At 63.1% G+C, this 23,114-nt stretch carries 22 protein-coding genes and 1 tRNA gene; 16 read left to right on the forward strand and 7 right to left on the reverse strand.

Annotated features, from left to right (window positions below):
* Positions 1-11: 11 nt before the first annotated feature.
* Positions 12-248, forward strand: coding sequence for a hypothetical protein (locus tag GTW25_RS17520; RefSeq protein ID WP_252913511.1), 237 nt, complete (start codon positions 12-14; stop codon positions 246-248).
* Positions 249-270: 22 nt separating this feature from the next.
* On the opposite strand, the gene GTW25_RS17525 is transcribed toward GTW25_RS17520, so the two are convergent.
* Together GTW25_RS17525 and GTW25_RS17530 are read right to left on the reverse strand one after the other, a co-directional pair.
* A complete protein-coding gene (locus GTW25_RS17525) occupies positions 271-1,950 on the reverse strand; it encodes a formate--tetrahydrofolate ligase (RefSeq protein WP_252913512.1) in 1,680 nt (559 codons plus the stop codon).
* A 171-nt stretch (positions 1,951-2,121) separates the two neighbouring features.
* Positions 2,122-2,739 carry a thymidine kinase gene (locus GTW25_RS17530; RefSeq protein WP_252913513.1) on the reverse strand — a complete coding sequence of 206 codons (618 nt, stop codon included), beginning with the start codon at positions 2,737-2,739 and terminating at the stop codon, positions 2,122-2,124.
* Positions 2,740-2,928: 189 nt separating this feature from the next.
* On the opposite strand from GTW25_RS17530, the gene GTW25_RS17535 reads away from it, so the two are divergent.
* The 11 genes from GTW25_RS17535 (at position 2,929) to GTW25_RS17585 (ending at position 12,444) form a co-directional block, all read left to right on the forward strand.
* Entirely contained in the window at positions 2,929-3,873 is a 945-nt protein-coding gene (locus GTW25_RS17535; protein WP_252913514.1) for a choline ABC transporter substrate-binding protein, read from the forward strand.
* 172 nt (positions 3,874-4,045) lie between these two features.
* Positions 4,046-4,900 carry a choline ABC transporter permease subunit gene (gene choW / locus GTW25_RS17540; RefSeq protein WP_252913515.1) on the forward strand — a complete coding sequence of 285 codons (855 nt, stop codon included), beginning with the start codon at positions 4,046-4,048 and terminating at the stop codon, positions 4,898-4,900.
* Positions 4,897-6,087: a choline ABC transporter ATP-binding protein gene (choV, locus tag GTW25_RS17545; RefSeq protein ID WP_252913516.1), complete on the forward strand. Its 1,191-nt coding sequence runs from the start codon at positions 4,897-4,899 to the stop codon at positions 6,085-6,087. The genes choW and choV overlap by 4 nt, the downstream gene beginning before the upstream one ends.
* Positions 6,088-6,171: 84 nt before the next feature.
* Entirely contained in the window at positions 6,172-6,378 is a 207-nt protein-coding gene (locus GTW25_RS17550; RefSeq protein ID WP_252913517.1) for a DUF1059 domain-containing protein, read from the forward strand.
* Between the two features lie 86 nt (positions 6,379-6,464).
* Complete coding sequence (locus tag GTW25_RS17555; RefSeq protein ID WP_252913518.1) at positions 6,465-7,322, forward strand: cytochrome b/b6 domain-containing protein; 858 nt, start codon at positions 6,465-6,467, stop codon at positions 7,320-7,322.
* Positions 7,322-8,110: a molybdopterin-binding protein gene (locus GTW25_RS17560; RefSeq protein ID WP_252913519.1), complete on the forward strand. Its 789-nt coding sequence runs from the start codon at positions 7,322-7,324 to the stop codon at positions 8,108-8,110. Before GTW25_RS17555 ends, GTW25_RS17560 begins: the two co-directional genes overlap by 1 nt.
* Before the next feature lie 283 nt (positions 8,111-8,393).
* Positions 8,394-9,155, forward strand: a complete 762-nt coding sequence (locus GTW25_RS17565; RefSeq protein ID WP_252913520.1) for a 3-hydroxyacyl-CoA dehydrogenase — start codon at positions 8,394-8,396, stop codon at positions 9,153-9,155.
* A 38-nt stretch (positions 9,156-9,193) separates the two neighbouring features.
* Positions 9,194-10,321, forward strand: coding sequence for a CaiB/BaiF CoA transferase family protein (locus tag GTW25_RS17570; protein WP_252913521.1), 1,128 nt, complete (start codon positions 9,194-9,196; stop codon positions 10,319-10,321).
* Between the two features lie 35 nt (positions 10,322-10,356).
* The gene (locus tag GTW25_RS17575) at positions 10,357-11,127 is read left to right on the forward strand and encodes a HugZ family pyridoxamine 5'-phosphate oxidase (protein ID WP_252913522.1); all 771 of its coding nucleotides are present in this window, start codon (positions 10,357-10,359) and stop codon (positions 11,125-11,127) included.
* Positions 11,128-11,234: 107 nt separating this feature from the next.
* A complete protein-coding gene (locus GTW25_RS17580) occupies positions 11,235-11,576 on the forward strand; it encodes an ArsR/SmtB family transcription factor (protein ID WP_252913523.1) in 342 nt (113 codons plus the stop codon).
* Between the two features lie 49 nt (positions 11,577-11,625).
* Positions 11,626-12,444, forward strand: coding sequence for a TrmH family RNA methyltransferase (locus GTW25_RS17585; protein ID WP_252913524.1), 819 nt, complete (start codon positions 11,626-11,628; stop codon positions 12,442-12,444).
* Here GTW25_RS17585 and GTW25_RS17590 read toward each other — a convergent pair.
* Together GTW25_RS17590 and GTW25_RS17595 are read right to left on the reverse strand one after the other, a co-directional pair.
* The gene (locus tag GTW25_RS17590; protein ID WP_252913525.1) at positions 12,391-13,533 is read right to left on the reverse strand and encodes a coiled-coil domain-containing protein; all 1,143 of its coding nucleotides are present in this window, start codon (positions 13,531-13,533) and stop codon (positions 12,391-12,393) included. The two genes, GTW25_RS17585 and GTW25_RS17590, sit on opposite strands and share 54 nt — an antisense overlap.
* A 122-nt stretch (positions 13,534-13,655) precedes the next feature.
* Positions 13,656-14,168, reverse strand: a complete 513-nt coding sequence (locus GTW25_RS17595) for a DUF1134 domain-containing protein (protein WP_252913652.1) — start codon at positions 14,166-14,168, stop codon at positions 13,656-13,658.
* 283 nt (positions 14,169-14,451) lie between these two features.
* On the opposite strand from GTW25_RS17595, the gene chpT reads away from it, so the two are divergent.
* Entirely contained in the window at positions 14,452-15,081 is a 630-nt protein-coding gene (chpT, locus tag GTW25_RS17600; RefSeq protein WP_252913526.1) for a histidine phosphotransferase ChpT, read from the forward strand.
* A gap of 42 nt (positions 15,082-15,123) precedes the next feature.
* On the opposite strand, the gene GTW25_RS17605 is transcribed toward chpT, so the two are convergent.
* Positions 15,124-15,285, reverse strand: coding sequence for a hypothetical protein (locus GTW25_RS17605; protein WP_252913527.1), 162 nt, complete (start codon positions 15,283-15,285; stop codon positions 15,124-15,126).
* Positions 15,286-15,561: 276 nt separating this feature from the next.
* On the opposite strand from GTW25_RS17605, the gene recQ reads away from it, so the two are divergent.
* Positions 15,562-17,361, forward strand: coding sequence for a DNA helicase RecQ (recQ, locus tag GTW25_RS17610; RefSeq protein WP_252913528.1), 1,800 nt, complete (start codon positions 15,562-15,564; stop codon positions 17,359-17,361).
* Between the two features lie 77 nt (positions 17,362-17,438).
* Here the strand turns inward: recQ and GTW25_RS17615 are convergent.
* Positions 17,439-17,515: transfer RNA gene (locus GTW25_RS17615), tRNA-Met, on the reverse strand.
* A gap of 356 nt (positions 17,516-17,871) precedes the next feature.
* Between GTW25_RS17615 and GTW25_RS17620 the strand changes: the two genes are divergently transcribed.
* On the forward strand, positions 17,872-18,825 hold the full coding sequence (locus GTW25_RS17620; protein ID WP_252913530.1) for a Gfo/Idh/MocA family protein: 954 nt from the start codon (positions 17,872-17,874) through the stop codon (positions 18,823-18,825).
* A 299-nt stretch (positions 18,826-19,124) separates the two neighbouring features.
* Positions 19,125-21,809: an autotransporter family protein gene (locus tag GTW25_RS17625; RefSeq protein ID WP_252913532.1), complete on the forward strand. Its 2,685-nt coding sequence runs from the start codon at positions 19,125-19,127 to the stop codon at positions 21,807-21,809.
* A gap of 3 nt (positions 21,810-21,812) precedes the next feature.
* On the opposite strand, the gene mnmA is transcribed toward GTW25_RS17625, so the two are convergent.
* Complete coding sequence (mnmA, locus tag GTW25_RS17630; protein ID WP_252913654.1) at positions 21,813-22,991, reverse strand: tRNA 2-thiouridine(34) synthase MnmA; 1,179 nt, start codon at positions 22,989-22,991, stop codon at positions 21,813-21,815.
* Between the last annotated feature and the right edge of the window lie 123 nt (positions 22,992-23,114).

Below are 23,114 nucleotides of genomic sequence, written 5' to 3' on the forward strand. Positions count from 1 at the left end.
TGGAGGCCGTTATGACGTTGACAAGAGACGAACTGCCCCGATCCATTCTCGCCTCGATGCGAGAGATGTGGCGCCGCCGCCGGACACGCCAGGAAGAACGCCGTGCACTGGATATCATAGCCGCCAAGCCGCATTCACACCTGCTGGAAGATGCAGGTCTGACGCGCGACGAGATCGCGCATTTGACCGAGCGTCGGCGACTTCACGGGATCGCCGACTGGAACAGATGGAAAGGGCGCGGAGTCTGACCCGCACCCCTTCCCGAACCGATCAGAACAGCCCTTCGATCTGGCCCTCGGAATTGAGCACTATCTTCTCCGACGAGGGGACGCGCGGCAGGCCGGGCATGGTCATGATCTCCCCGCAGATCGCGACGACGAAGCCGGCACCAGCCGAAAGCCGCACTTCGCGGACCGGCACGGCATGGTCGGTCGGCGCGCCGCGCAGGTTCGGATCGGTCGAGAAGGAATATTGCGTCTTGGCCATGCAGACCGGCAGATTGCCGTAACCCGCCTGCTCCCATTGGTGAAGCTGGTCGCGAACCGACTTGTCGGCGATGGCTCCCGAACCGCGATAGATACGCTTGACGATGGTGTTCATCTTGTCGAACAGCGGCATCTCGTCGGGATAAAGCGGGGCGAATTGCGAGGCGCCGCTTTCGGCAAGCGCGACGACCTTGTGCGCCAGTTCCTCGATGCCGGCCGAGCCTTGTGCCCAGTGCTTGCACAGCACCGCCTCCTCGCCCATCGAGGCGACATAGTCCTTCAGCGCCTGGATTTCCGCGTCGGTATCGGAGTGGAAATGGTTGATCGCGACGATGGCGGGAACACCGAACTGACGCACGTTTTCGATGTGGCGGCCGAGATTGGCGCAGCCCTTTTTCACGGCATCGACATTCTCGGCGCCGAGGTCGTCCTTCTTCACACCACCATTCATCTTCATCGCGCGCACGGTGGCGACGATGACGGCGGCGGCGGGCTTCAAACCGGCCTTGCGGCATTTGATGTCGAAGAACTTCTCCGCGCCGAGATCGGCACCGAACCCGGCTTCGGTGACGACATAGTCGCCAAGCTTCAGCGCCGTCGTGGTCGCCACGACCGAGTTGCAGCCATGCGCGATATTGGCGAACGGACCGCCATGCACGAAGGCTGGATTGTTCTCGAGCGTCTGGACGAGGTTCGGCTGCATCGCGTCCTTGAGCAGAACGGCCATCGCGCCGTCGGCCTTCAAATCGCGCGCATAGATGGGGCTCTTGTCGCGGCGATAGGCAACGATGATGTCGCCGAGGCGCTTTTCGAGATCCTTCAGGTCGGTCGCAAGGCACAGGATCGCCATGACTTCCGACGCAACGGTGATGTCGAAACCCGCCTCGCGTGGGAAACCGTTGGTAACGCCGCCGAGCGAACAGGTGATCTGGCGCAGCGCCCGGTCGTTCATGTCCATCACGCGCCGCCAGACGACGCGGCGCTGGTCGATGCCCAGTTCGTTGCCCCAGTAGATGTGATTGTCGATCAGCGCGGACAGAAGATTGTGCGCGGTCGTAATGGCGTGGAAGTCGCCGGTGAAGTGGAGGTTCATGTCCTCCATCGGCACGATTTGCGCCATGCCGCCGCCGGCCGCCCCCCCCTTCATGCCGAAATTCGGCCCGAGCGAGGCTTCGCGAATGCACACGACCGCCTTTTTGCCGATGCGGTTCAGCCCGTCGCCGAGACCAACGGTCGTCGTCGTCTTGCCCTCGCCCGCCGGCGTCGGGTTGATCGCGGTGACGAGGATCAGCTTGCCGTTTGTGTTGCCCTGCACCGACTTGATGTAGTCGGCCGAAATCTTCGCCTTGTCATGGCCGTAGGGCAGGAGATGTTCATACGGAATTCCGAGCCTGTCGCCGATCTCCTTGATCGGTTTTTTCTTCGCGGCGCGCGCGATCTCGATGTCGGTTTTGAACTCGGCCATGAATGCTCCCCCTGACGGATTTGATCTTGCGGCAATTGATGCCGTTCGCGAAGGCGGCTCGCAGTCTTATTCGAGCCGCCGAATAGGCGGAATGCGACAGGAGGAAGGGCATTATGGGAGTACGGCAGTAGGGTAAAGATACAGCGAGCGAACTTCTGTACCCCTACTGCCCTATTCCCCCGCCAAAAACCCCACCATGTCCTCCGGCGCCACCCGCCCCATCTCTTCTTCCCAGTGCCGGCGGCAAAGCGACACGTATTTGTCTTCGCCGCCGATGACGACCTGATCGCCTTCGTGAAGCACCTTGCCGTCCGCGCCGAGACGCACGACCATCGTCGCCTTGCGCCCGCACCGGCAGATCGTGCGCACTTCGCGCAGCGTGTCGGCGAGCGCGAGAAGCGCTTTCGAGCCGGGGAAGAGCTCGCCCCTGAAATCGGTACGCAGCCCGTAGCACATGATGGGCACGGCCAACCGATCGGCCACGCGCGCAAGCTGCCAAACCTGTTCGTCGGTCAGGAACTGCGCCTCGTCCACGAACACGCAATGAAGCGGCGCGCTTTCCATCAGCGAGGCGACGGCGGCATATAGATCCGTGTCTGCGGCAAACAGTTCGGCGTCCGCTTCCAGCCCGATGCGCGAGGCGATACGCCCCTGGCCGGCGCGGTCGTCGAGCGCGGCGGTGAAGAGCGCAACGCGCATCCCCCGCTCGCGGTAATTGTACGTCGCCTGCAAAAGAAGTGTCGACTTACCGGCATTCATCGCCGAATAATGGAAATAGAGCTTGGCCATGGCCCCTCTTAGGCCGACTGCGCGCCTTGCGGGAGAGGCGTGCGCCGCCATCCACGGAAAATCGAAATCAACCGGATTTCAGTCTTTTCGACAAGCTTCTTGAATCAGTTCTAAAATGGTGTTTGGCTCTGGACCACCAATGAAGCCGCCTTAATGTGGCTCCGTCCAACACAATGGGAGATGATTTCGATGCTGCCACGCCGCGCATTCCTCACAACGCTCGCCTTGACCACGCTGACGGTTGGCGCCGCACAGGCACAGGAGCCCGCATCCTGCCAGACCGTGCGTTTTTCCGATGTCGGCTGGACCGACATTACCGCGACGACCGCGACCGCATCGGTGGTGCTGGAGGCGCTCGGCTACCAGACGGACACGCAGGTCCTGTCCGTGCCGGTGACCTATGCCTCGCTCGCCAATGGCGACATCGACGTCTTCCTCGGCAACTGGATGCCGACCATGGAGGCAGACATCCGTCCCTATCTCGACGCCGGTACGGTCGAGGATATCAAGACAAATCTGGAAGGCGCGAAATATACGCTTGCCGTCCCGAAATACACCTACGACAAGGGCCTGACGAGCTTCGACAAGATCGCTGAATTCCGCGACCAGCTTGGCGGCCAGATCTATGGCATCGAGCCGGGCAATGACGGCAACCGCCTGATCCTCGACATGATCGAGGGCGACCAATTCGGGCTCTCGGGCTTCGAACTGGTGGAAAGCTCGGAAGCCGGCATGCTGTCGGCCATCACCCGCGCGGAACGTTCGAGCCAGGATGTCGTCTTCCTCGGCTGGGAGCCGCACCCGATGAACGCGCGCATCGACATGGAATATCTCGACGGGGGCGACGACGTGTTTGGCCCGAACTACGGCGGCGCGACGGTCCACACCAACACGCGCGCAGGCTACTCCGAAGAATGCCCGAATGTCGGCCGACTGCTCGCCAACCTCGTCTTCTCGCTCGACATGGAAAACGAGATCATGGGCGCAATTCTCGACGATGGCGAAGACCCGAACGCAGCGGCTCTCGCCTGGCTCCAGCGCAACCCTGAAGAGGTCACGCCGTGGCTCGACGGCGTGACGACCGTCGATGGTTCCGACGGCGCCGAGGCCATTTCGGCCGCGCTGGAGAACTAGGGACGCGGAACACGAAATCGGGCGGTCGGCAAAAATCCGGCCGCCCTTTTGCTTGGAGCGCCGTGCGTCTTTCAGACGCACAAAGGACGCTCCAAAATTTAACTGAGCATCGGGATTGGTCCGAAAACCGGACTCCACTTTTCGGTCCGATGCTCCAAAAGGACGACAGGAAATGGACCCGGTATCGCAATGGGTGGCGAGTGAGAAAATCCCGGTGGGACGCTGGGGCCAGACGGTCTTCGACTGGCTGATCGCCAACTTCGCGTGGTTTTTCGATTCCATCTCCAATGGCTTGCGCACTTTTCTGGATTCGCTGGTGAACCTTTTGATGTGGTTCCCCCCGGTCGTGGTGGTACTCGCCATCGCCGCCCTCGCCTTCGCGCTCAAGCGTTCGTGGAAGCTGGCACTCGGCGTGATCCTCGGCTTCCTCTTCATCATCAATCAGGGCCTGTGGGCCGAGACCGTCGAGACGCTGGTGCTCGTCGTTTCCGCCGCGACCGTGTCGATGGCGATCGGCGTGCCCATCGGCATCTGGGCCGCGCATAACGACCGCGTCTATTCCTGGCTGCAGCCGGTTCTCGACCTGATGCAGACCTTGCCGACCTTCGTCTATCTCATTCCCGTTCTTATCCTTTTCGGCCTTGGCATCGCGCCGGGCATGATCGTCACCATCATCTTCGCCTGCCCCGCGCCGATCCGGCTGACCTATCTCGGCATCAAGTCGGTGCCGAAACCAATGCTGGAAGCCGGTGAAGCCTTCGGCGCAACGAAGCGGCAATTGCTCTGGAAGGTGGAACTGCCGTCCGCCCTGCCGACGATCATGGCCGGGCTCACCCAGTGCATCATGCTGTCGCTGTCGATGGTGGTGATCGCCGCGCTGATCGGTGCCAATGGGCTTGGCCGCCCGGTCGTGCGCGCGCTCAATACGGTCAACATCCCGCTCGGGCTGGAAGCCGGCCTCGCCATCGTGATCCTCGCCATCATTCTCGACCGAATGGCCCGCATCGGGCAGGAGAAGGCGAAATGAACGCCGCGATCGATTTTCGGAGCGTCGACATCGTCTTTGGCGATCCGGCCCAGCAACGCGCCGCAACGCCGATGATCGATGCGGGCGCGAGCCGCACCGAAATATTGGCGAAAACCGGTGCCGTGCTCGGCTGTTGCCAGGCGAACCTGACCGTCAGCCAAGGCGAGATTTCCGTGCTGATGGGCTTGTCCGGCTCTGGGAAATCCACGCTGCTGCGCGCCGTCAACGGATTGAACACCGTCACCCGCGGCGAGGTTCTGGTCGATGACGGCAACGGCGCGCAGGTCGACGTGGTCACCTGTTCCAAAGCCACGTTGCGAAGCATTCGCCGCCAGTCGGTCGCGATGGTTTTCCAGCAATTCGCGCTGTTGCCATGGCGCACGGTCGCCGAGAATGTCGGCTTCGGACTTGAGCTTGCCGGGGTTCCATCTGCCGAGCGCAACGAGCGCGTCGCCGCGCAGCTCGATCTTGTCGGCCTGTCGCAGTGGTCCGGCAAATACGCGCACGAGCTTTCCGGCGGCATGCAGCAACGCGTCGGCCTTGCCCGCGCCTTCGCCACCGACGCGCCGATCCTCCTGATGGACGAGCCCTTTTCCGCGCTCGATCCGCTGATCCGCACCAAGCTTCAGGACGAATTGCTTGATCTTCAGGACAAGCTGAAAAAGACGATCCTCTTCGTCAGCCACGATCTGGAAGAGGCTCTGAAGATCGGCAACACGATCTCGATCATGGAGGGCGGCCGGATCGTCCAGACCGGCGCGCCCGAGGAAATCGTGCTGTCGCCCGCCAATGACTATGTGCGCGACTTCATCTCCAACGTGAACCCGCTCTCGGTCCTGACCGCGTGGAACATCATGCGCGACGCGCGCGACCTCGAAGCGGCCGGCGAGAACTGGCTGTGGCTCGACCGCCGCCGCACGACGCGCTTCAAGTTCGACGAGAACATGCTGGTGATCGATGCGGAGCGCAATGGCGTGCCCGCGATCTGGGTCTCGTGCGAGAACATGGAAGACCTGCCGGCCGACAAGCCGCAAGTCTTCTGGGCCTCGCCCGGCACGTCGCTGAAGACCGTGATGGCGGCGATGCACCGTTCCGCGACCGCGCCTGTCGCGCTCTTCGACGACCAGTCGCGCTTCGTCGGTGCGATCGGGGTGCGCGATGTCCTGAAATCTGTCATCCGGCGATAGCCACATGATGTGAATTGGCGACGTCTCGGCATGGGCGTATGCTAAAAGCGCGCTGCATGGCAGCGCGTGTTCCGGGAGGTTCACATGGGACGCCTTTACATCGACTGCCGGGAATTCCCGAGCGAAATGGCGTGCTCGGTCGCCATCGTTGCCGACACCGAAAAGGAACTGGTGGACGCGGCCGTCCATCACGCGGTGACGGTCCATGGCGAGCATGACACGCCCGCCTTTCGCTCCGAAATCCGCAACGCCATCCACAAGGGCACGCCGCCGGTAGCGGCACCTGCCTGACGCCTCACCAAATCGTCACGGGCGGGTGAAACCGACACCATGGTAGAATGCGTATCTGCTCAACGGCACAATCGGGTTCGATGCGCATGGCTGACATTTTGGAACGGCAAAGCGGCGACGGGCGGCAGACGGCGCCCGCGCGCCCGCTCGTTCATCGCCAGTCGGCCTGGACGCGGGCAACGCACTGGATCTGGGCCGCGTGCCTGTTTTTCCTTCTCCTGTCCGGCCTGCAGATATTCAACGCCCACCCCGCGCTCTATCTCGGCGACCAATCCGGCTTCCAGTTCGACAACTCCGTACTTCGGATCGGCGCGCGAAACGACGGCGGGACCATCATCGGCGTCACCACGGTGCTTGGTCGCAGCTTCGAGACGACCGGCATTCTCGGTGCATCCGGCCCGGACGGGCAGTTGCAGAACCGCGCCTTCCCCGCGTGGGCGACGATACCCTCCTATCAGGACTTGGCGACCGGCCGCGTGGTGCATTTCTTCTTTGCCTGGATACTGGCCGGAACGCTTCTGGTATGGCTCATGGCGAGCGTGATCAACGGCCATTTCCGGCGCGATATCGTGCCGACGCCGAGCGATCTGAAAGCCTTGCCGCGCGACGTGGCCGACCATGCACGCCTCAGATTTCACCACCGTCGCAGCTACAACCCGTTGCAAAAACTCTCTTATGCCGTCGTACTTCTCGTTCTCCTGCCTTTGATGATCGCGACGGGTCTTGCCATGTCACCCGGCATGAACGCGGTGACGCCCTGGCTGCCCGAATTGTTCGGCGGCCGGCAAAGCGCGCGAACGCTGCATTTCGTCATCATGGTGCTGCTGGTGCTGTTCTTCGTCGTTCACATCGTGATGGTGCTCGCAGCCGGGCCGATCAACGAGTTGCGCTCGATGATCACCGGTTGGGGCCGGATCGACCCCGATGACGGGAAGGATCGATAATGGCGCGCCTCATCACCCGCCGCAACTTCCTGACCGGCACAGCGCTCGCGGCCTCGGGCATCGTTTTGTCTGGCTGCGACGTCTTTGACTTCCTCGGCGAGCGTGAAAACGCGATGCGGCAATTCATGCTGAAAGCGAACGGTCTGACGATGCGCGCCCAGCGCGCGCTGCTCTCGCCCGACAGGCTGGCGACGGAGTTCACCGAGGCCGACATCCGCCAGCCGATGCGACCGAACGGCGTGACGCGACCGGACGACATCGATTATCAAACGCTGGCTTCGAACGGCTTTGCGGATTTCAGGCTGGAGGTGACGGGCCTCGTGGATCGCCCTCTTTCGCTCGATCTCGAAGCCATCCGTGCGATGCCCGCCCGCACCCAGATCACGCGGCATGACTGCGTGGAGGGCTGGTCCTGCATCGCCAAATGGACGGGTGTGCCGCTCCAAGCCATCCTCGACAGCGCCGGTGTCCGGCCACAGGCGCGCTATGTCGTGTTTCACTGCATGGACACGATCGAACGCAGCCTTTCGGGCGAGGTAAAATATTACGAATCGATCGACATGATCGATGCGCGCCACCCGCAGACGATTCTCGCCTATGGCATGAACGACATGGCCCTGCCGATCGAGAACGGCGCGCCGTTGCGCGTGCGCGTCGAGCGGCAACTCGGCTACAAGATGGCGAAATACGTTCGCGGCATCGAAGTTGTGGAGAGCCTTGCCGGCTTTGGCGCGGGCCAGGGGGGATACTGGGAAGATCGCGGCTATGAATGGTACGCGGGGATTTGAATCTGCGGCGTCGCGAGTTGGCATGGTCGAGGTATGGATTCCTGTGACGAGCACAGGAATGACGGGTGCTTAAGTGATCCCGCCATTCACCAGCCTCAACGGTTGGCACGACCCTTGATGCCGTCATTCCTGTGCTCGCCTGCCCCCGTGCTTGTCACGGGGGTCACAGGAATCCATGCCTCACCATACCCGCTTTGCGACGGCGTGGTGCTTGCACAGCCTCCACGCCTCGCTAATATGCCGCCGAATTGTTCAATCGCATAACATTTCGGAGGAAATTTCCATGAATCCATCGGGTCACGTCGCGGTCGTCACGGGCGGCGGTTCGGGTCTTGGCGAGGCGACGGCGCGAGCGCTTGCCGCCAAGGGCGCAAAGGTCGCGTTGTTCGATGTCGGCCTGGAGCGGGCGCAGAAAGTGGCCGAAGAGATCGGCGGCATCGCGGTCAAGTGCGACGTATCGAATGGCGAAGCCGGCGAAGCGGCATTCAGGGAAGTGACCGAAAAGCTCGGCGTGCCCCGCATCCTCATCAATTGCGCCGGCATCGCCATTGCCCTGAAGACGATCGGCAAGGACGGCGTTCATTCGCTCGACGCCTATCGCAAGGTGATCGAGGTGAACCTCATCGGCACATTCAACATGATCCGCCTGATGGCCGACGGCGCGCAGCATCTGGACCCGCTGGAAAGCGGAGAGCGCGGCGTGATCGTCAACACCGCTTCGGTTGCGGCCTATGACGGGCAGATCGGACAAATCGCCTACGCGTCGTCAAAGGGCGGCGTCGTCGGCATGACGCTGCCGGCTGCGCGTGACCTGTCGCGCTCGGGCATTCGCGTATGCACCATCGCGCCCGGCATCTTCATGACCCCGATGCTCGCCGGCCTGCCGGAAGACGCGCAAAAATCGCTCGGCCAGCAGGTGCCGTTCCCGCCGCGCCTCGGCCAGCCGGCCGAATATGGTGCGCTCGCCGTCCACATCGTCGAAAACGAGATGCTGAACGGCGAGACGATCCGTCTCGACGGGGCAATCCGCATGGCGCCGAAGTAGGCGCGGGCGCGGTGGGGGAGGAAAAACGCGCCGGGCCTTTGACAGGTCTCACAATCATCGAGATGGCGGGGCTCGGACCCGTGCCGCTCGCCGGGCTGATGCTGGCCGAACTCGGCGCGCGCGTCGTGCGTGTCGAGCGCAAGTCCAAGGCGCAGGCGTTCCTTCAGGTCCCGCCGCAATACGATCTGGATCGGCACGGCCGAGACATCGTCAAGGTCGACCTGAAGGACGAACGCGGCACCGCGCTCATCCTCGACCTGATCGAAAGGGCGGACGTGCTGATCGAGGGCTTCCGCCCCGGCGTCATGGAACGGCTGGGGCTAGGGCCGGATATCTGCACGGCGCGCAATCCGCGCCTCGTCTTCGCCCGGATGACGGGTTTCGGTCAGGACGGGCCTCTCGCGGACCGCGCCGGACATGACATCACCTATCTCGCCTATTCCGGCGCGTTGCATGCCATCGGCGAAAAGGACGGCAAGCCGGTTCCCCCGCTCAACCTCGTCGCCGATTTCGGCGGCGGGACGATGTTTCTCCTGACGGGAGTGCTCGCCGCGCTGGTCGAGCGGGGCATTTCCGGCAAGGGTCAGGTGGTGGACGCCGCAATGATCGACGGCGTCGCCATGCTGACGGCTCCGTTCCACTCGTTCATCGCGACCGGCTTCTGGAAAGACGCACGCGGCTCAAACCTGCTCGACACCGGCGCGCCCTTCTACGACACTTACGAGACGAGCGACGGGAAGCACGTTGCGGTCGGCTGCCTCGAACCGCAGTTCTTCGCCGAATTCGCGCGCCTGCTGCCGCTCGACGAACGCTTCGTCGCCGGACAATACGACCTGGCATGTTGGCCTGAAATGCGGTCCGCCATCGCCGCGCGCCTCAAGCAACGAACGCGCGACGAATGGGCGGCGCTGTTCGAGCCGACCGACGCCTGCGTGGCACCGGTGTTGTCGATGACGGAAGCGACCACCCACCCACATAACCGCGCACGCGGCACATTCGAACCGGGAAGCCAATTCACGCGCCCTCACCCTGCCCCACGCTTTTCACGTACGCCAGGCGAGGTTTGCGGCATGGTCGCCGGGAACGCCCGCCAGGCGCTGCTTCGGACGGGTATCGACACATCCACGATCACGGCTCTTGAAAGCGACGGCGTGATCGGCGATTGAAAGTGGACTGACAAAGTCCTCTTTTCGAGCTTGCTATGCCTGACGAGAAACCGAAGGATGTGCTTCGAGCGACGGATGCCGAAGCGATCCGCCTTGCACGGACGCTTTTGCGCTCGGCCCGCCATGCGGCGCTGACCGTATCGGAGCCGGGCACGGGCTGGCCGCTGGCAAGTCGCGTTTCCGTGGCGACCGACCTCGTGGGACGACCGCTGATCCTCGTCTCGACGCTTTCGGCGCATACAAGCGGGCTGGAAGGCGACGAGCGCTGCTCCCTGCTTCTCGGCGAACCCGGCAAGGGCGATCCGCTGGCCCATCCGCGCATGACCGTGAAATGCCGGGCCCGCCGCATCGACCGCGACACCGCCGACCATGCCGAAATTGCGCGCCGTTTCCTCAATCGCCATCCAAAGGCGAAGCTCTATGCCGGCTTCGCCGACTTCTCTCATTTCCGGCTGGAACCCGAGGAAGCGAGTCTCAATGGCGGGTTCGGCAAAGCATATCACATCACCCGCGACGAACTCCTGAGCGATGCGGCGGTGGCCGCGGGACTGGAAGCGGGCGAGCAGCGCGCGGTCGATCACATGAATGAGGACCATCTCGACGCGATCGCTCTTTATGCGCGCCATTTCGCCGGAATTTCCGAACCGCTCGATTGGCGCATGACCGGACTGGATCCCGACGGCGTCGATCTCATCGCCTGGGACCGGGTGGCGCGCGTGTTCTTTCCTCAACCGCTATCGTCGGCCGCCGACATGCGGCACGCGCTCGTTGCGATGGCGAAGGAAGCCCGCGCACTAAGCGACTAGACATCCTGCCTCACGAATTCGTGGATCAAATGTTTGACGCATCGCGCAACTTGAGCGCTTCGCAGACGTTAAAGCCCAAATTCTCTTCGACTTACCCGAGGGATGGCATGGCTTCCGATGAACTGGTCAGGAATGCGGGCAAGGCAGCCGCTCTGCTTGGCGTCCTGGGCAATGAGAAGCGTTTCGCCATCATGTGCCATCTGCAGAAGACGGAACTTTCCGTCGGCGCAATCGCCGAGAAAGTCTCGCTCAGCCAGTCGGCGCTGTCCCAGCATCTTGCCAAGCTGCGTGCCATGAACCTCGTGCAGACGCGTCGCGACCGGCAGACGATCTATTACAGCAGCGATGCCGTTGCCGTCGAAATGCTGATCGAGACCATGGAACGGATCTTCGGAAATTCGCCCGCCCGTCGTCATGAGACGGAGCAGCATAACAGGCGCGCAAGCTGACCCATCAGCCGCATTGACGCGTGCTTGGAACGCGTGAAATAAGCGGCGCGTGACGACGACAATCCCAATATCCGCCCCTGACGACCCGCGTATCGCGGCCTATCGCAACGTGCGTGAGCGCGATCTCGTGGGACGCGAAGGCCGTTTCGTGGCCGAGGGAAAAGTCGTCCTCAACGTGCTCTTCGCCGCGCGCCGATTTACGGCGGAATCGGCACTGATTCTCGATAAGCGGCTGGACGGAGTGACCGACACGCTGGCGCTCGCGCCGTCCGACCTGCCGGTCTATGTGGCCGATCAGGCGACGATGGACGCCATCGCCGGCTTCCATATCCATCGCGGCATTCTCGCCATCGGCCGCAAGCGCGTCGAAGATGATGCGCTGGAACTGCTCGCCGCCCTGCATGCGGATGCGCTGGTGGTCGTCCTCGTCGGCATCTCCAACCATGACAATGTCGGTGCGATCTTTCGCAACGCCGCAGCGTTCGGTGCCGATGCCGTCATTCTCGACCGCGAAAGCTGCGACCCGCTTTACCGCAAGGCGATACGCGTCTCGGTGGGTGCGGCGTTGAAAATTCCCTATGCCGTGATGGGCGATGCCGAAGCGATCCACGCCTGCCTCGCTGAGGCCGGATTCGAGCAATTGGCGATGACGCCGCGCGATGCCGACGATATTTTGCGCATTGCCCCGACTGGAAGGCAGGCGATCTATCTCGGTGCCGAAGGGCCGGGATTGCCGGAGGATCTGATGGCACGCATGCGCCGCGTGCGCATCGATATGGAAGCCGATTTCGACAGCCTCAACGTGGCGGCCGCCTCAGCCGTCGCCCTTCACCGGCTCCGTCGCACCGGACGCGCCGCCATCGCGTGACCGCGAGCGTTCCGAAGCCTCGCGCAATGCCTGAATGCGCTCCGCGAGGCTGATGGCCGTGCCTTCGCCCGCGGACGCATGAGCCAGTTCGATCGCCTTGCGGATCGGCGATTGCGGCCCTTCCAGCGTCGCCGTCAGATGGACCATCTCGGCGGCGAGTTCCTGCAACTGCACGCGTAGCTGCGCGTCGTCTTCGGCGGGCGCCGTCGTGATTGTCTGCGATTTCAGTTTCTTGTTCTCACGGGTCACCGCCGCAAGCTTCTTTTCGAGCCTGTCACGTTCGGCCGCGATCCGGTCGGCCGCATCGGTCCCGTCATCCGCCGCTGCCGGCGCCTTGCCTTTGAGACGTTCGATTTCCTTTTCGCGCCTTTCCAGCCTGTCGTCGCGATCGGACAGGTCGGCCACGAGCTTTTCCATGCGACGACCGGTCTCCTCCGCCTTGCGGGTTTCTGTCTTGAGCGCGTCGCGCAGCGCCTTGTTGTCGGCGGTCAGGTCACGCAGCTTGCGGTCACCATCGTTGCGCTGGTTGCGCAAGGCGGCAAGGTCCGTCGTCAACCTGTCGATGTCGGTCTCGCGCTGGGCGATCTCGATCTGGCGGCTGCTCGACGTGAGGCTTGCGTCCTCATAAAGCGCATTGAGGCGATCGAGTTCACTCTTGTGGGTGAACGCGTTGGCATGTTCGGAAACGAGGCGGTCTTCCAGTTGAGTGACCTTCTCCTCCTTTTCCGCAACCTCTTTTTTCAGCAATTCCATCTCGGTTTCGAGCGCTGAAATGCGCCCGTCGCGACCCGAAAGATCGCCGTCCTTCACCTCCAGCCCCTGACGGTGGCGGTCGAGTTCGACCATTTGCTCCGCAATGCGCGCACGCGCGGCGTTGAGCTCGATCTCGATCTTGCGCTGGTTGATTGCCGCTTCCGCACGAATCCGATCCTTGTCGGCCTGGATTTCGTCGCGTGTCATGGGAAGGCGCGCCTCGATGCGGCGCGTCGTCAGACGTTCCGTGCGCCGCCGAAGTGTCGGCGTGACGAGAAGGCCGATGAAGGTGGCCGTCAGGAAGCCGAGGCCGAAAAACAGCAGGGTCTGGATCACAAACGCATTTCCATGAATGGCCCGACAATGGAGCCTGCTGGCACGAGACGGTCTCGTTCAAATCCTGCGGAGCAATTGCGGCGATACTCCCGCCGCAAGACGATGCTTAGCGTCGAATCCGTTCAGAAAGGGTTCCATGTCGGCTGCGGCGTCATCTTCAGGTAGCCGACATTGATGCCGAGCCGCGCACCGACGCCGGTGCGAACGGGAACCAGCAAAGTGTTGCCGGCCTTCATGACATTAAAGCCAAGACCGGCCACGAGATAAGCGGAGCCTGCAACGCCACCATAGCGCTGATAAAGGCTGGGCACGCTTTCGAGATTATAGACCAGGATCATCGAGCGCGATCCCTGTCCACCAGCGTCGAGGCCAAGCGAGGGGCCTTGCCAGTAGACGCGGTGGTCGCCCACATTCTTGGTGTGAAGCGTTCCCTCGCCATAGGTCACGCCGCCGATGAACGCGCCGCCGGCCTCTTCGCCGAGGATGTAGCCGTTCGGCAGGCCGTAGCTTTGAAAAATCTGCTCGACGACGGTGGCAAGGCCACCTGAGGTCGAACCGAAGAACTGATGGCCCGAATCGACGATTTCCTGGGCGGTGTACTGGCTGGCGCGCGCCGGTGCGGCAAACGCCATCATGGCGGCGGCGAGGCAGACGACAACGACAGACAAGCGCTGAACAAGGGCTGCGGGCATGTGCGACTTCATGGCGAACCTCCGGAGCGGACAGATACCGCGCGGCCATGTCGAGGCCGCCCGGCGCATTTACGTTTAAGGAACGGTAACCCGGCAGGCTTAATGAAAGGTAAGGCTTTGGCTGCCGGTGCGTTTCTTGAAGCGCCAGGCAGCCTGTGCCACGACGAAATCCATCCGAACGGCGCGCGATTCGCGCCACACCGCCAAGAAATGGGGACCCGAGGGAATGTCCGAATTTTTCTCGCTGACTGCGACCGATTTGGCCGCGCTCCTGTGCAGCCGCGTATGCCACGACGTCATCTCGCCGGTCGGCGCGATCAATAACGGACTGGAACTTCTCGACGAGGGCGGCGCGGACGAGGATGCGATGCACCTCATCCGCACCAGCGCGCGCAACGCGTCGGCACGGCTGCAATTCGCCCGCATCGCCTTCGGAGCGGCAGGGTCGGCCGGCATGCAGATCGACACGGGCGACGCAGAGAGCGTCGCGCAGGCTTTCTTCAAGAATGAAAAACCGGAACTGGAATGGAAGGGCGAGCGCGCCCTCCTGCCCAAGAACGCGGTCAAGCTGATCCTCAACCTTCTGCTCGTTTCCAACGGCGCGATCCCGCGCGGCGGCAAGCTGGCGGTCACTCTGGAAAGCCTTCAGGACAAGCCGAAGATCACCATCACGGCGAACGGACCGATGGTACGCGTGCCGGCGAAGTTTCTCGAGATGCACTCGGGGCGCAAGCCCGAGGAAGCGATCGACGCGCATTCCGTGCAACCTTACTACACGCTGCTTCTGGCGCGTGAAGCAGGCATGGAGATCACCATCCACGCGAACGCCGAAGAGATCGTCCTGTCGGCCAGTTGAAACAGGACGGTGAAGCGTCTTTCAGCCGGCCTGACATGCTCTTCACGGCGGGAACCAGCCGAGTTCAGACAGCGCGGCATACAACTCGCGGCCGGTATCCGACAGGATGAACCGGCTCCCGCCGATCATCCCGGGATTTTCGATCGCAAGACCTGCCAGAAGCAGCGCCTGAAGCGTCGCGGGACCTATTCCGGTACCCGGCATCCGTTTGTCGCTGCCGAGTATCTTGAGTGCCTTTCTCTGATGATGCTTGGTCTGAAAGGCTTTATCCCGCAATTCCCTGCTGACTGGCATCGTGACCGCTCTCAACTTTGCACCGACGAGCAGTAACGGGTTCGAAATGCGCTTCGATACGCCTTCACGAAAACTTTACCGACAACAGCCCGGCGCAGGCCGCGCCTTGCAATCGGCGCATCCTTGATCGCGACCACCACGAAGCTGCTATGAAGGGAGCCTCCCTGATTCTTCCAGCTCGTGCAGATGACCGCCACCGCCCTCGAAATCCTCAAGACCGTCTACGGCTACGATGCGTTCAAGGGACCGCAGGCGCGCATCGTCGAGCATGTCGTTGCCGGCAACAATGCCTTCGTGCTGATGCCGACGGGGGGCGGAAAGTCGCTCTGCTACCAGATTCCCGCGATCGTCCGCCCCGGTATGGGCCTTGTCGTCTCGCCGCTTCTGGCGCTGATGGCCGATCAGGTCGCGGCTCTGCGCCAGGCCGGCGTGCGGGCGGCCGCGCTCAACTCCGACCTTGGACCCGACGAGCGGCGCGCATTGTGGAACGCTGTCGAGACGGGAGCCCTCGATCTGCTCTACGTCGCGCCCGAGACGCTGCTGCGCCCGGACGTATTGCGGCGGCTCAATGGCGTGAAACTGTCGCTGATCGCCATCGACGAGGCGCATTGCCTCTCGCAATGGGGACATGATTTCCGCCCCTCCTATCGCCAACTCGATGTACTCGTCAGGCAGTTTGCCGACACGCCGCGCATGGCGCTGACGGCGACGGCCGACGAGCCGACGCGCGCGGAAATCCTGACCCATCTGGCCATCGCGCAACAAGATGCCTTCATCGCCGGCTTCGACCGTCCCAATATCCGCTACGCCATCGAGGAAAAGGACAATCCCCGCGCGCAACTCAAGGAATTCCTCAAGCGCTACGAAGGCGAAAGCGGCATCGTCTATTGCCTGTCGAAGCGGAAGACGGAGGAAACCGCAGCCTGGCTGCGCGATCAGGGCTATGACGCGCTCGCTTATCACGCCGGAATGGACAAGGCCGCGCGCGAGGCCAACCAGCAGCGTTTCCAGCACGGTGAAGCGGTCGTCATGGTCGCCACGCTCGCCTTCGGCATGGGCATCGACAAGCCCGACGTGCGTTTCGTCGCCCATATCGATCTGCCCGGCAGCATCGAAGCCTATTATCAGGAAACCGGCCGTGCCGGACGCGACGGTCTGCCATCCGACACGCTGATGCTTTACGGCCACGAGGACATCGCGCTGCGCAGCCGCTTCATCGAGGAATCGGACGCACCCGACCAGCGCAAGCGCACGGAACGGCGCAAGCTCGACGCTCTGCTCGGCATCGCCGAGACCGCAAGCTGCCGCCGGCAGGTGCTGCTGTCTTATTTCGGCGACCATTGCGAGCCATGCGGCAATTGCGACACCTGCGCACGGCCGCCGAAACTGTTCGACGGCACGACGGCCGCGCAAAAGGCACTGTCCTGCATATATCGCACGGGCGAGCGCTTCGGGCAGGCCTACATCGTCGACGTGCTGCTCGGGACCGAGAACGACCGCATAGCCCAGTTCGGCCACGACCGGGTGTCCACCTTCGGCATCGGCACCGAGCACGACAACCGCACCTGGCGCGCGATCCTGCGCCAGATGATCGCGCTGCGCCTCATCAATGTCGATCTGGCCGGCCATGGCGGCCTGTCGATCGCGCCCGCCGGCCGCGATTTCCTGCGCGACAAGCCAACGCTCATGCTGCGCGTGCCGGCGGCCCCACGGGCGCGCCGCCGGAAGGTCACGCCAAGCGCCGCGCAGTCTGTGATTTCCGATAGAGATCGCGACCTGTTCCAGGCGCTGCGGCAGAAGCGGACCGAACTGGCGCGCGCGCAGAATGTACCGCCCTACGTCATTTTTCACGACAAAACGCTGATCGAACTCGCCGCCGCCCGCCCCGCCTCGCGTTCCGAAATGGCGGATGTTCCGGGTGTCGGCGAAGCCAAGCTCGACCGCTACGGCCCGGCCTTCTTGTCGGTGATCGCCGAGCACGCATGACGAGGTTGCGACGGGACGCACGCTTCGAAAGCTGCAATTCAGCCTCCGACGCCACGCCGTTCAGATTTTTGTTGCAATGGTAGCGGAGGAGGGATTCGAACCCCCGACACAAGGATTATGATTCCTCTGCTCTAACCTACTGAGCTACTCCGCCTCCAGCGGCACGGGATGCCGCGAAAGTGCGGCGGGTATAAGGGGCCGGTGACGTTCCTGTCAAGCAATCACACACCCTTTCCGAAGGGCATTATGACGCTTGTCCGCGTTACGCAGCGCCACCTCCGCACGACCGCGCGCCTGTCCGATTGCGGTCGCCAGGTCCGTGCAGTCTTTGGCGGAATTGGCCGATGCGATACGGGCCACGCGTTTCAAGCTGAAAGAAGGGCGCCGATGGTCAGGAAAGCGCGGGGTTTCGCCATCGAGCAGTTGACGCAGCGCCCAATGACACGCCAAGGGTTGAGTTCAGACCACCCGCCCATTATGTCTCGCTCGAAAATTCAGTCAGAAAGATCGATGAAGCCGCGTATCGCCGTACTCGGATGCGGATATTGGGGATCGAACCATATCCGAACTCTCAAGTCGCTCGGCGCGCTGCAAGCGGTTGCCGACGCCAATACCGCGCGCGCCGAAGGCTTCGCGGCCGAGCACGGCTGCATGGCGGTCGGAATCGACGAAATCCACACCCGCGACGACATCGACGCGATCGTTATGGCTTTGCCCCCGCAATTCCATGCCGATGCCGCGATCCGCGCCGTCGAGAACGGCAAGGACGTTCTGGTCGAAAAGCCCATAGCGCTCGCGGTTTCCGATGCGGAACGCGTCGTGGCGCGCGCGCGCGAATGCGGGCGCGTGTTCATGACCGGTCACGTCCTTCGATTCCATCCCGGTTTCGAAGGGTTGAAGGCGCTCGCGGACGCCGGCGAACTCGGCCGCCTGCGCTATATCCACTCGCACCGGCTGGGGCTTGGAAAATTCCATACCGAGAACGATGCGCTGTGGGATCTCGCCCCGCACGATCTTTCGATGATTCTGGCGCTGACCGGCACGCAGCCGGAGGAAGTGCGTGGAGAGGGCGCCGCCCTCCTCGATCATCTGTCAGATTTTGCGCATCTGCACATGCGTTTTCCAGGTGACCTGAGAAGCCATCTCTTCGCGTCGCGACTCAATCCCTATCGCGAGCGACGCCTGACGGTGGTCGGCGAAAAGGCGATGGCCGTCTTCGATGATGTCGAGCCCTGGGAGCGCAAGCTTGCCGTCTATCGGCATGCGGTCTGGCGCGACAGCGGGCAATGGGCCTTCACGATGAACGAGCCGTCCTATGTCCCGGTCGAACAGGGCCTGCCGCTGACGCGTGAATTGCAGCATTTCATCCACTGCATCGAGACGCGCGAGGAGCCGCGCACCTCCGGTGAGGAGGCCATCGGCGTGCTCAAGATCCTGACCGCGGGAACCGTCCTGCACGACTGACCGGTGGTGGCACGGTCCAAGGCCAAGTGTCTCTCCCGACACACCCGCTCATTGTAATTGCTCGCGCCGCACACTTTTAGGGTTGGTCGCCGCTGCGGAATCCCCCATGATCGACGAACGGTGCGATTGGCATGCGAGGTGCCAGTCACGTACCGCGACGATGCGGGGACGACGGCATGCGGATCAACTACGCCCATCAGCCGCGAAGCGGCCCTTTTCATTCATCGACCAACAAAAAACCAAACCTTGATAGCTTTCAGCTTGGCCTTTTGTGCGGCACGGCTGTTGCAGCCAGCCTGATGAGCACCTCCGCGAAAGCGGACTGCGTGTTCTTTCCCGGCCCGGGCGACGATATCTACATCTGCGACAGCGGCACGTCTCCAGGCGGTCTTACCGACACATCCGGCAACAACACCTTGCTGCTTCCATCCGGCGGAACGGGCATCGTGAACGGCAATGTGGCGTTCGGCGGCGGACAGGATCGCATCGAGATCGGTTCGGGCACGATACAGGGCGCGGTCGATCAGGGCGCCGGCACCGATTTTTTCGTCATTTCTGGCGGCACCGTCACCGGCAACGTCCAGCAGGGCGCAGGCATAGACGATTTCCAGATGACCGGCGGCGTCATCGGATCGCTCAATCAGGGCGATGGTCTGGACACCTTCTTCATGTCCGACGGGCGCATCGTCGACTTCTTCGACGATGGCGACCGCGCGATCATGACCGGTGGGCGGATCGGCCGGGTCAATATGAAACTCGACCGCAATTTCTTCGACATGTCGGGTGGGACGATCGATCGCAATCTGGTCACCGGGTTCGACGTCGACACGGTCATCCTGTCGGGCGGCTTCATCGGCGGCAATGTAAGCGTCAGCGGCGGCAATGACAGCGTCACGGTCACGGGTGGAGCCATCGGCGGCAGTGTTCTGATGAGCTTTGGCGCGGATGATTTCGTCTGGGATTCGGGCGGCATCATCTATGGCGCGGTCGACATGGGGCCGGATGCGGATACCGCACGGCTCGCAAATCTGACGGCCGCCAATCTCGGTGCCACGACAAGAATTGACGGCGGCCTGGGCATCGATGCGCTGACGATGGAAAATGTGAAGGCGACCGGCATTGCCCGCTTCGTCAACTGGGAAGCGATCAGTGCTGCCAACGACACGGAACTGACCTTCGACGGCACCCTCACGCTCGGCGATTCAGGCACCGGAACCGGCACGCTCTCGCTCGACGCGACGAGCACCATCTATGGCGGCGGCGGGAATTTCGGCGTGACCGGCGTCAACGGCGCAGCGTCACTCCTGAATGCGGGCCGCATCGACCTGACCAACGGCACGCTCGGCCCGGCGAACCGTTTTACCGTGTCCGGCGACTACACCGGCAGTAACGGGCTGCTTCTTGTCGATACCGTGCTTGCCGACGATGCCTCGGCGTCGGACCAACTCGTCATTTCCGGTGGAACCGCAACCGGTGCGACCAGCATCGCGGTGACCAATGCAGGCGGGACCGGCGCGTTGACGGTCCAGAACGGGATACTGGTTGTCGAGGCGATCAATGGGGCGACGACGACTGCCGGCGCCTTCTCGCTGGGGTCGCGCGTTGCCGCCGGTGCGTATGAATATCTGCTGTTTCGCGGAGGCGTGACGGACGGCTCGGGGGAAAACTGGTATCTTCGCTCGACCTTGACGGCAGGACCGACACCCGCCCCGGTACAACCCGGCCCGACGGAACCGATCGTACCGGTCGATCCCGATCCCGAAGCTGCCGCGCCCCCGCCACTGGAGCAGCCCGTTCCGGAACTGCCGCCCGAATCCACACCGACCGATCCCGATCCGGTTGATCCCGCGCCGCCTGTGGATGTGACGGACGGTGCTCCTGTTGCTCCGCCCGAAGCGGCCGAGGCGTCCGCCCCCACACCTCCGCCACCCCCGCCGGTTGCCGGAACGGCCCCTGCCCCGCTTCCCGGCGCGGGCGGCCTGACGACGCCGCCCAACCCTGGCGCGACACCTGTCGTGGCAGACATCGTGCCGCTCTACCGCACGGAAGTCGCGACCTATTCCGCCATCGCGCCTGCCGCGCATCACCTGGGATTGTCGGCACTGGGTACGTTCCACGAACGTCGCGGCGAACAACCGTTGCTCGATGGCGCAGGCTTTCTCCCGGCAAGTTGGGGCCGCGTCTATGGGCAGGATTTCGACTTCGGCTGGCAAGGCGCGGTGTCCCCCCAGATCGACGGATCGCTGGTCGGCTTTCAGGTCGGCCAGGATATCTTTGGCCGTGAAACCGACGGTGTCATCGACCGGATCGGCGTCTTTGTCGGACAAAGCAGCCTCTCGGGCGACGTGACCGGCCAGGCGCTCGGCTGGAATGGCTACGCGGTCGGCGACATCGATGCAGACGCCTTCAGCTTCGGCGGATACTGGACGCGCATCGGCCCCTCCGGCTGGTACATCGACACGGTCCTGATGGGTTCGCGTTTCGATGGCGATGCACGATCCGTCGATGGCGAACGGATCGGCATTTCCGGCCGCGGGTTTACGGCGTCGGTCGAAAGCGGCGTTCCTTTCGCCCTGTCGCCCGGCTGGACGATCGAACCCCAGGCGCAGTTGATCTGGCAAAGCGTGTCGCTGTCGGACCGCGCCGACCGGTTTTCGACCGTTTCCTTCGATGCCGACGACGCGCTGACCGGACGTATCGGCGCACGCCTTCACGGCACCGTCGAAACGGAATCGATGACGGTGCGCCCCTACCTGAAAGCCAATCTCTGGCATGATTTCGGCAGCGACCACGTCGCAAGCTTCGCCGCCACGCCGATCGTGACGCAAACAGGCGGAACGCGGCTTGAACTGGGCGCCGGCGTGGTGGCGGACGTTTCCACTGCCATCAGTGCATTCGCCACGGCTTCATATACGACGGCGCTCAGCGGCGATACCGACGGCCATTCGATCAGCGGGAATGTGGGCCTTCGCGTGAAATGGTGAGGCTCAAGCGGCCGGTAGGGCCTCCAGTCGCGAAAGCATTTCCTCGGAGCGGCGGTTGCGTTGCGTTCTGGCGATGAAGCCGCCGCCGAAGACGCGGCTTGCCTCGCCCTCGTCGCCGTAAAAGACGCAGGCTTGGCCGGGCGCGATGCCCGCCTCTCCGTCGAGAAGTTCCACGATCGCCTCACCCCCCTGGACGAACAGGCGCGCGGCGCGCGGCGGTCGCGTCGAGCGGACCTTTGCATAAAGCTCGATGCCTTCGGCGGGGATGTCGGCAAGCGGCATGTCGCCGAGCCAGTTGACGTCCCGCAGCACGATGCGGTGCGTCTCCAGCGCTTCCTTCGGGCCGACGATGACCCGCGCACGCGCAGGATCGAGATGGACGACATAAAGCGGCTCGCCGGATGCGACGCCGAGACCCCGCCGCTGCCCGATCGTATAGCGAAGAATGCCGTCATGCCGGCCAAGATGCCGGCCGTCGACATGGAAAATGTCTCCCGGCGTCGCCGCTTCCGGCTTCAGCTTGGCGATGATGTCGGAATACTTTCCCTGCGGCACGAAGCAGATGTCCTGGCTGTCGGGCTTGGCGGCGACCGTCAGCCCCATGCGTTCGGCCGCTTCGCGAACCTGCGCCTTCGACATGCCGCCGAGCGGAAAGCGCAGATAGTCGATCTGCTCCTGCGTCGTGGCGAACAGGAAATAGCTCTGGTCGCGATCCGCATCGACGGGCCGGTAGAGAGCCCGGTGAGCGCCGTTGACGCGGCTGCTGATATAATGCCCCGTGGCCAGTGCGTCGGCACCCAATTCGCGCGCGGTCTGGAGGAGATCGGCGAACTTGACGGTCTGGTTGCACGAAATGCACGGAACGGGCGTTTCGCCGGCGATGTAGCTCTCGGCGAAGGGATTGATAACCGCTTCGCGAAACCGCTTTTCGTAGTCGAGCACATAATGGGGAATGCCGAGCTTTTCGGAAACGGCACGCGCATCGCCGATGTCCTGCCCGGCACAGCATGAGCCCGCGCGATGAACGGCCGCTCCGTGATCGTAGAGTTGGAGCGTGATGCCGACGACGTCGTAGCCCTGCTCCTTCATCAGGCCCGCAACCACCGAGGAATCGACGCCGCCCGACATGGCGACGACGATGCGCGTGTCCTGCGGGCGCTTGTCGAAATCGAGGCTGTTCATCGCAAAGGCTTTCGTCTGGTCGAAATGGTCGCGCCCTATATAGGCCAGCCCGCCCCACCCTGCCAACACGCCCTTGCGCGCCGATCTTTACGATCATTAAGATTTGACAATCTCTCTGAACGG

The sequence above is a fragment of the Aliihoeflea aestuarii genome, from assembly GCF_024105665.1.
GTDB classification, from domain to species: Bacteria; Pseudomonadota; Alphaproteobacteria; order Rhizobiales; family Rhizobiaceae; genus Aliihoeflea; species Aliihoeflea aestuarii.

What these genes read in the sequence shown, in the direction of transcription:
- GTW25_RS17520 (WP_252913511.1), top strand. Translation starts at nt 12, where the DNA reads ATGACGTTGACAAGAGACGAACTGCCCCGATCCATTCTCGCCTCGATG.
- GTW25_RS17525 (WP_252913512.1), bottom strand. Translation starts at nt 1,950, where the DNA reads ATGGCCGAGTTCAAAACCGACATCGAGATCGCGCGCGCCGCGAAGAAA.
- GTW25_RS17530 (WP_252913513.1), bottom strand. Translation starts at nt 2,739, where the DNA reads ATGGCCAAGCTCTATTTCCATTATTCGGCGATGAATGCCGGTAAGTCG.
- GTW25_RS17535 (WP_252913514.1), top strand. Translation starts at nt 2,929, where the DNA reads ATGCTGCCACGCCGCGCATTCCTCACAACGCTCGCCTTGACCACGCTG.
- choW (WP_252913515.1), top strand. Translation starts at nt 4,046, where the DNA reads ATGGACCCGGTATCGCAATGGGTGGCGAGTGAGAAAATCCCGGTGGGA.
- choV (WP_252913516.1), top strand. Translation starts at nt 4,897, where the DNA reads ATGAACGCCGCGATCGATTTTCGGAGCGTCGACATCGTCTTTGGCGAT.
- GTW25_RS17550 (WP_252913517.1), top strand. Translation starts at nt 6,172, where the DNA reads ATGGGACGCCTTTACATCGACTGCCGGGAATTCCCGAGCGAAATGGCG.
- GTW25_RS17555 (WP_252913518.1), top strand. Translation starts at nt 6,465, where the DNA reads ATGGCTGACATTTTGGAACGGCAAAGCGGCGACGGGCGGCAGACGGCG.
- GTW25_RS17560 (WP_252913519.1), top strand. Translation starts at nt 7,322, where the DNA reads ATGGCGCGCCTCATCACCCGCCGCAACTTCCTGACCGGCACAGCGCTC.
- GTW25_RS17565 (WP_252913520.1), top strand. Translation starts at nt 8,394, where the DNA reads ATGAATCCATCGGGTCACGTCGCGGTCGTCACGGGCGGCGGTTCGGGT.
- GTW25_RS17575 (WP_252913522.1), top strand. Translation starts at nt 10,357, where the DNA reads ATGCCTGACGAGAAACCGAAGGATGTGCTTCGAGCGACGGATGCCGAA.
- GTW25_RS17580 (WP_252913523.1), top strand. Translation starts at nt 11,235, where the DNA reads ATGGCTTCCGATGAACTGGTCAGGAATGCGGGCAAGGCAGCCGCTCTG.
- GTW25_RS17595 (WP_252913652.1), bottom strand. Translation starts at nt 14,168, where the DNA reads ATGATGGCGTTTGCCGCACCGGCGCGCGCCAGCCAGTACACCGCCCAG.
- chpT (WP_252913526.1), top strand. Translation starts at nt 14,452, where the DNA reads ATGTCCGAATTTTTCTCGCTGACTGCGACCGATTTGGCCGCGCTCCTG.
- GTW25_RS17605 (WP_252913527.1), bottom strand. Translation starts at nt 15,285, where the DNA reads ATGCCGGGTACCGGAATAGGTCCCGCGACGCTTCAGGCGCTGCTTCTG.
- recQ (WP_252913528.1), top strand. Translation starts at nt 15,562, where the DNA reads ATGACCGCCACCGCCCTCGAAATCCTCAAGACCGTCTACGGCTACGAT.
- GTW25_RS17620 (WP_252913530.1), top strand. Translation starts at nt 17,872, where the DNA reads ATGAAGCCGCGTATCGCCGTACTCGGATGCGGATATTGGGGATCGAAC.
- GTW25_RS17625 (WP_252913532.1), top strand. Translation starts at nt 19,125, where the DNA reads ATGAGCACCTCCGCGAAAGCGGACTGCGTGTTCTTTCCCGGCCCGGGC.
- mnmA (WP_252913654.1), bottom strand. Translation starts at nt 22,991, where the DNA reads ATGAACAGCCTCGATTTCGACAAGCGCCCGCAGGACACGCGCATCGTC.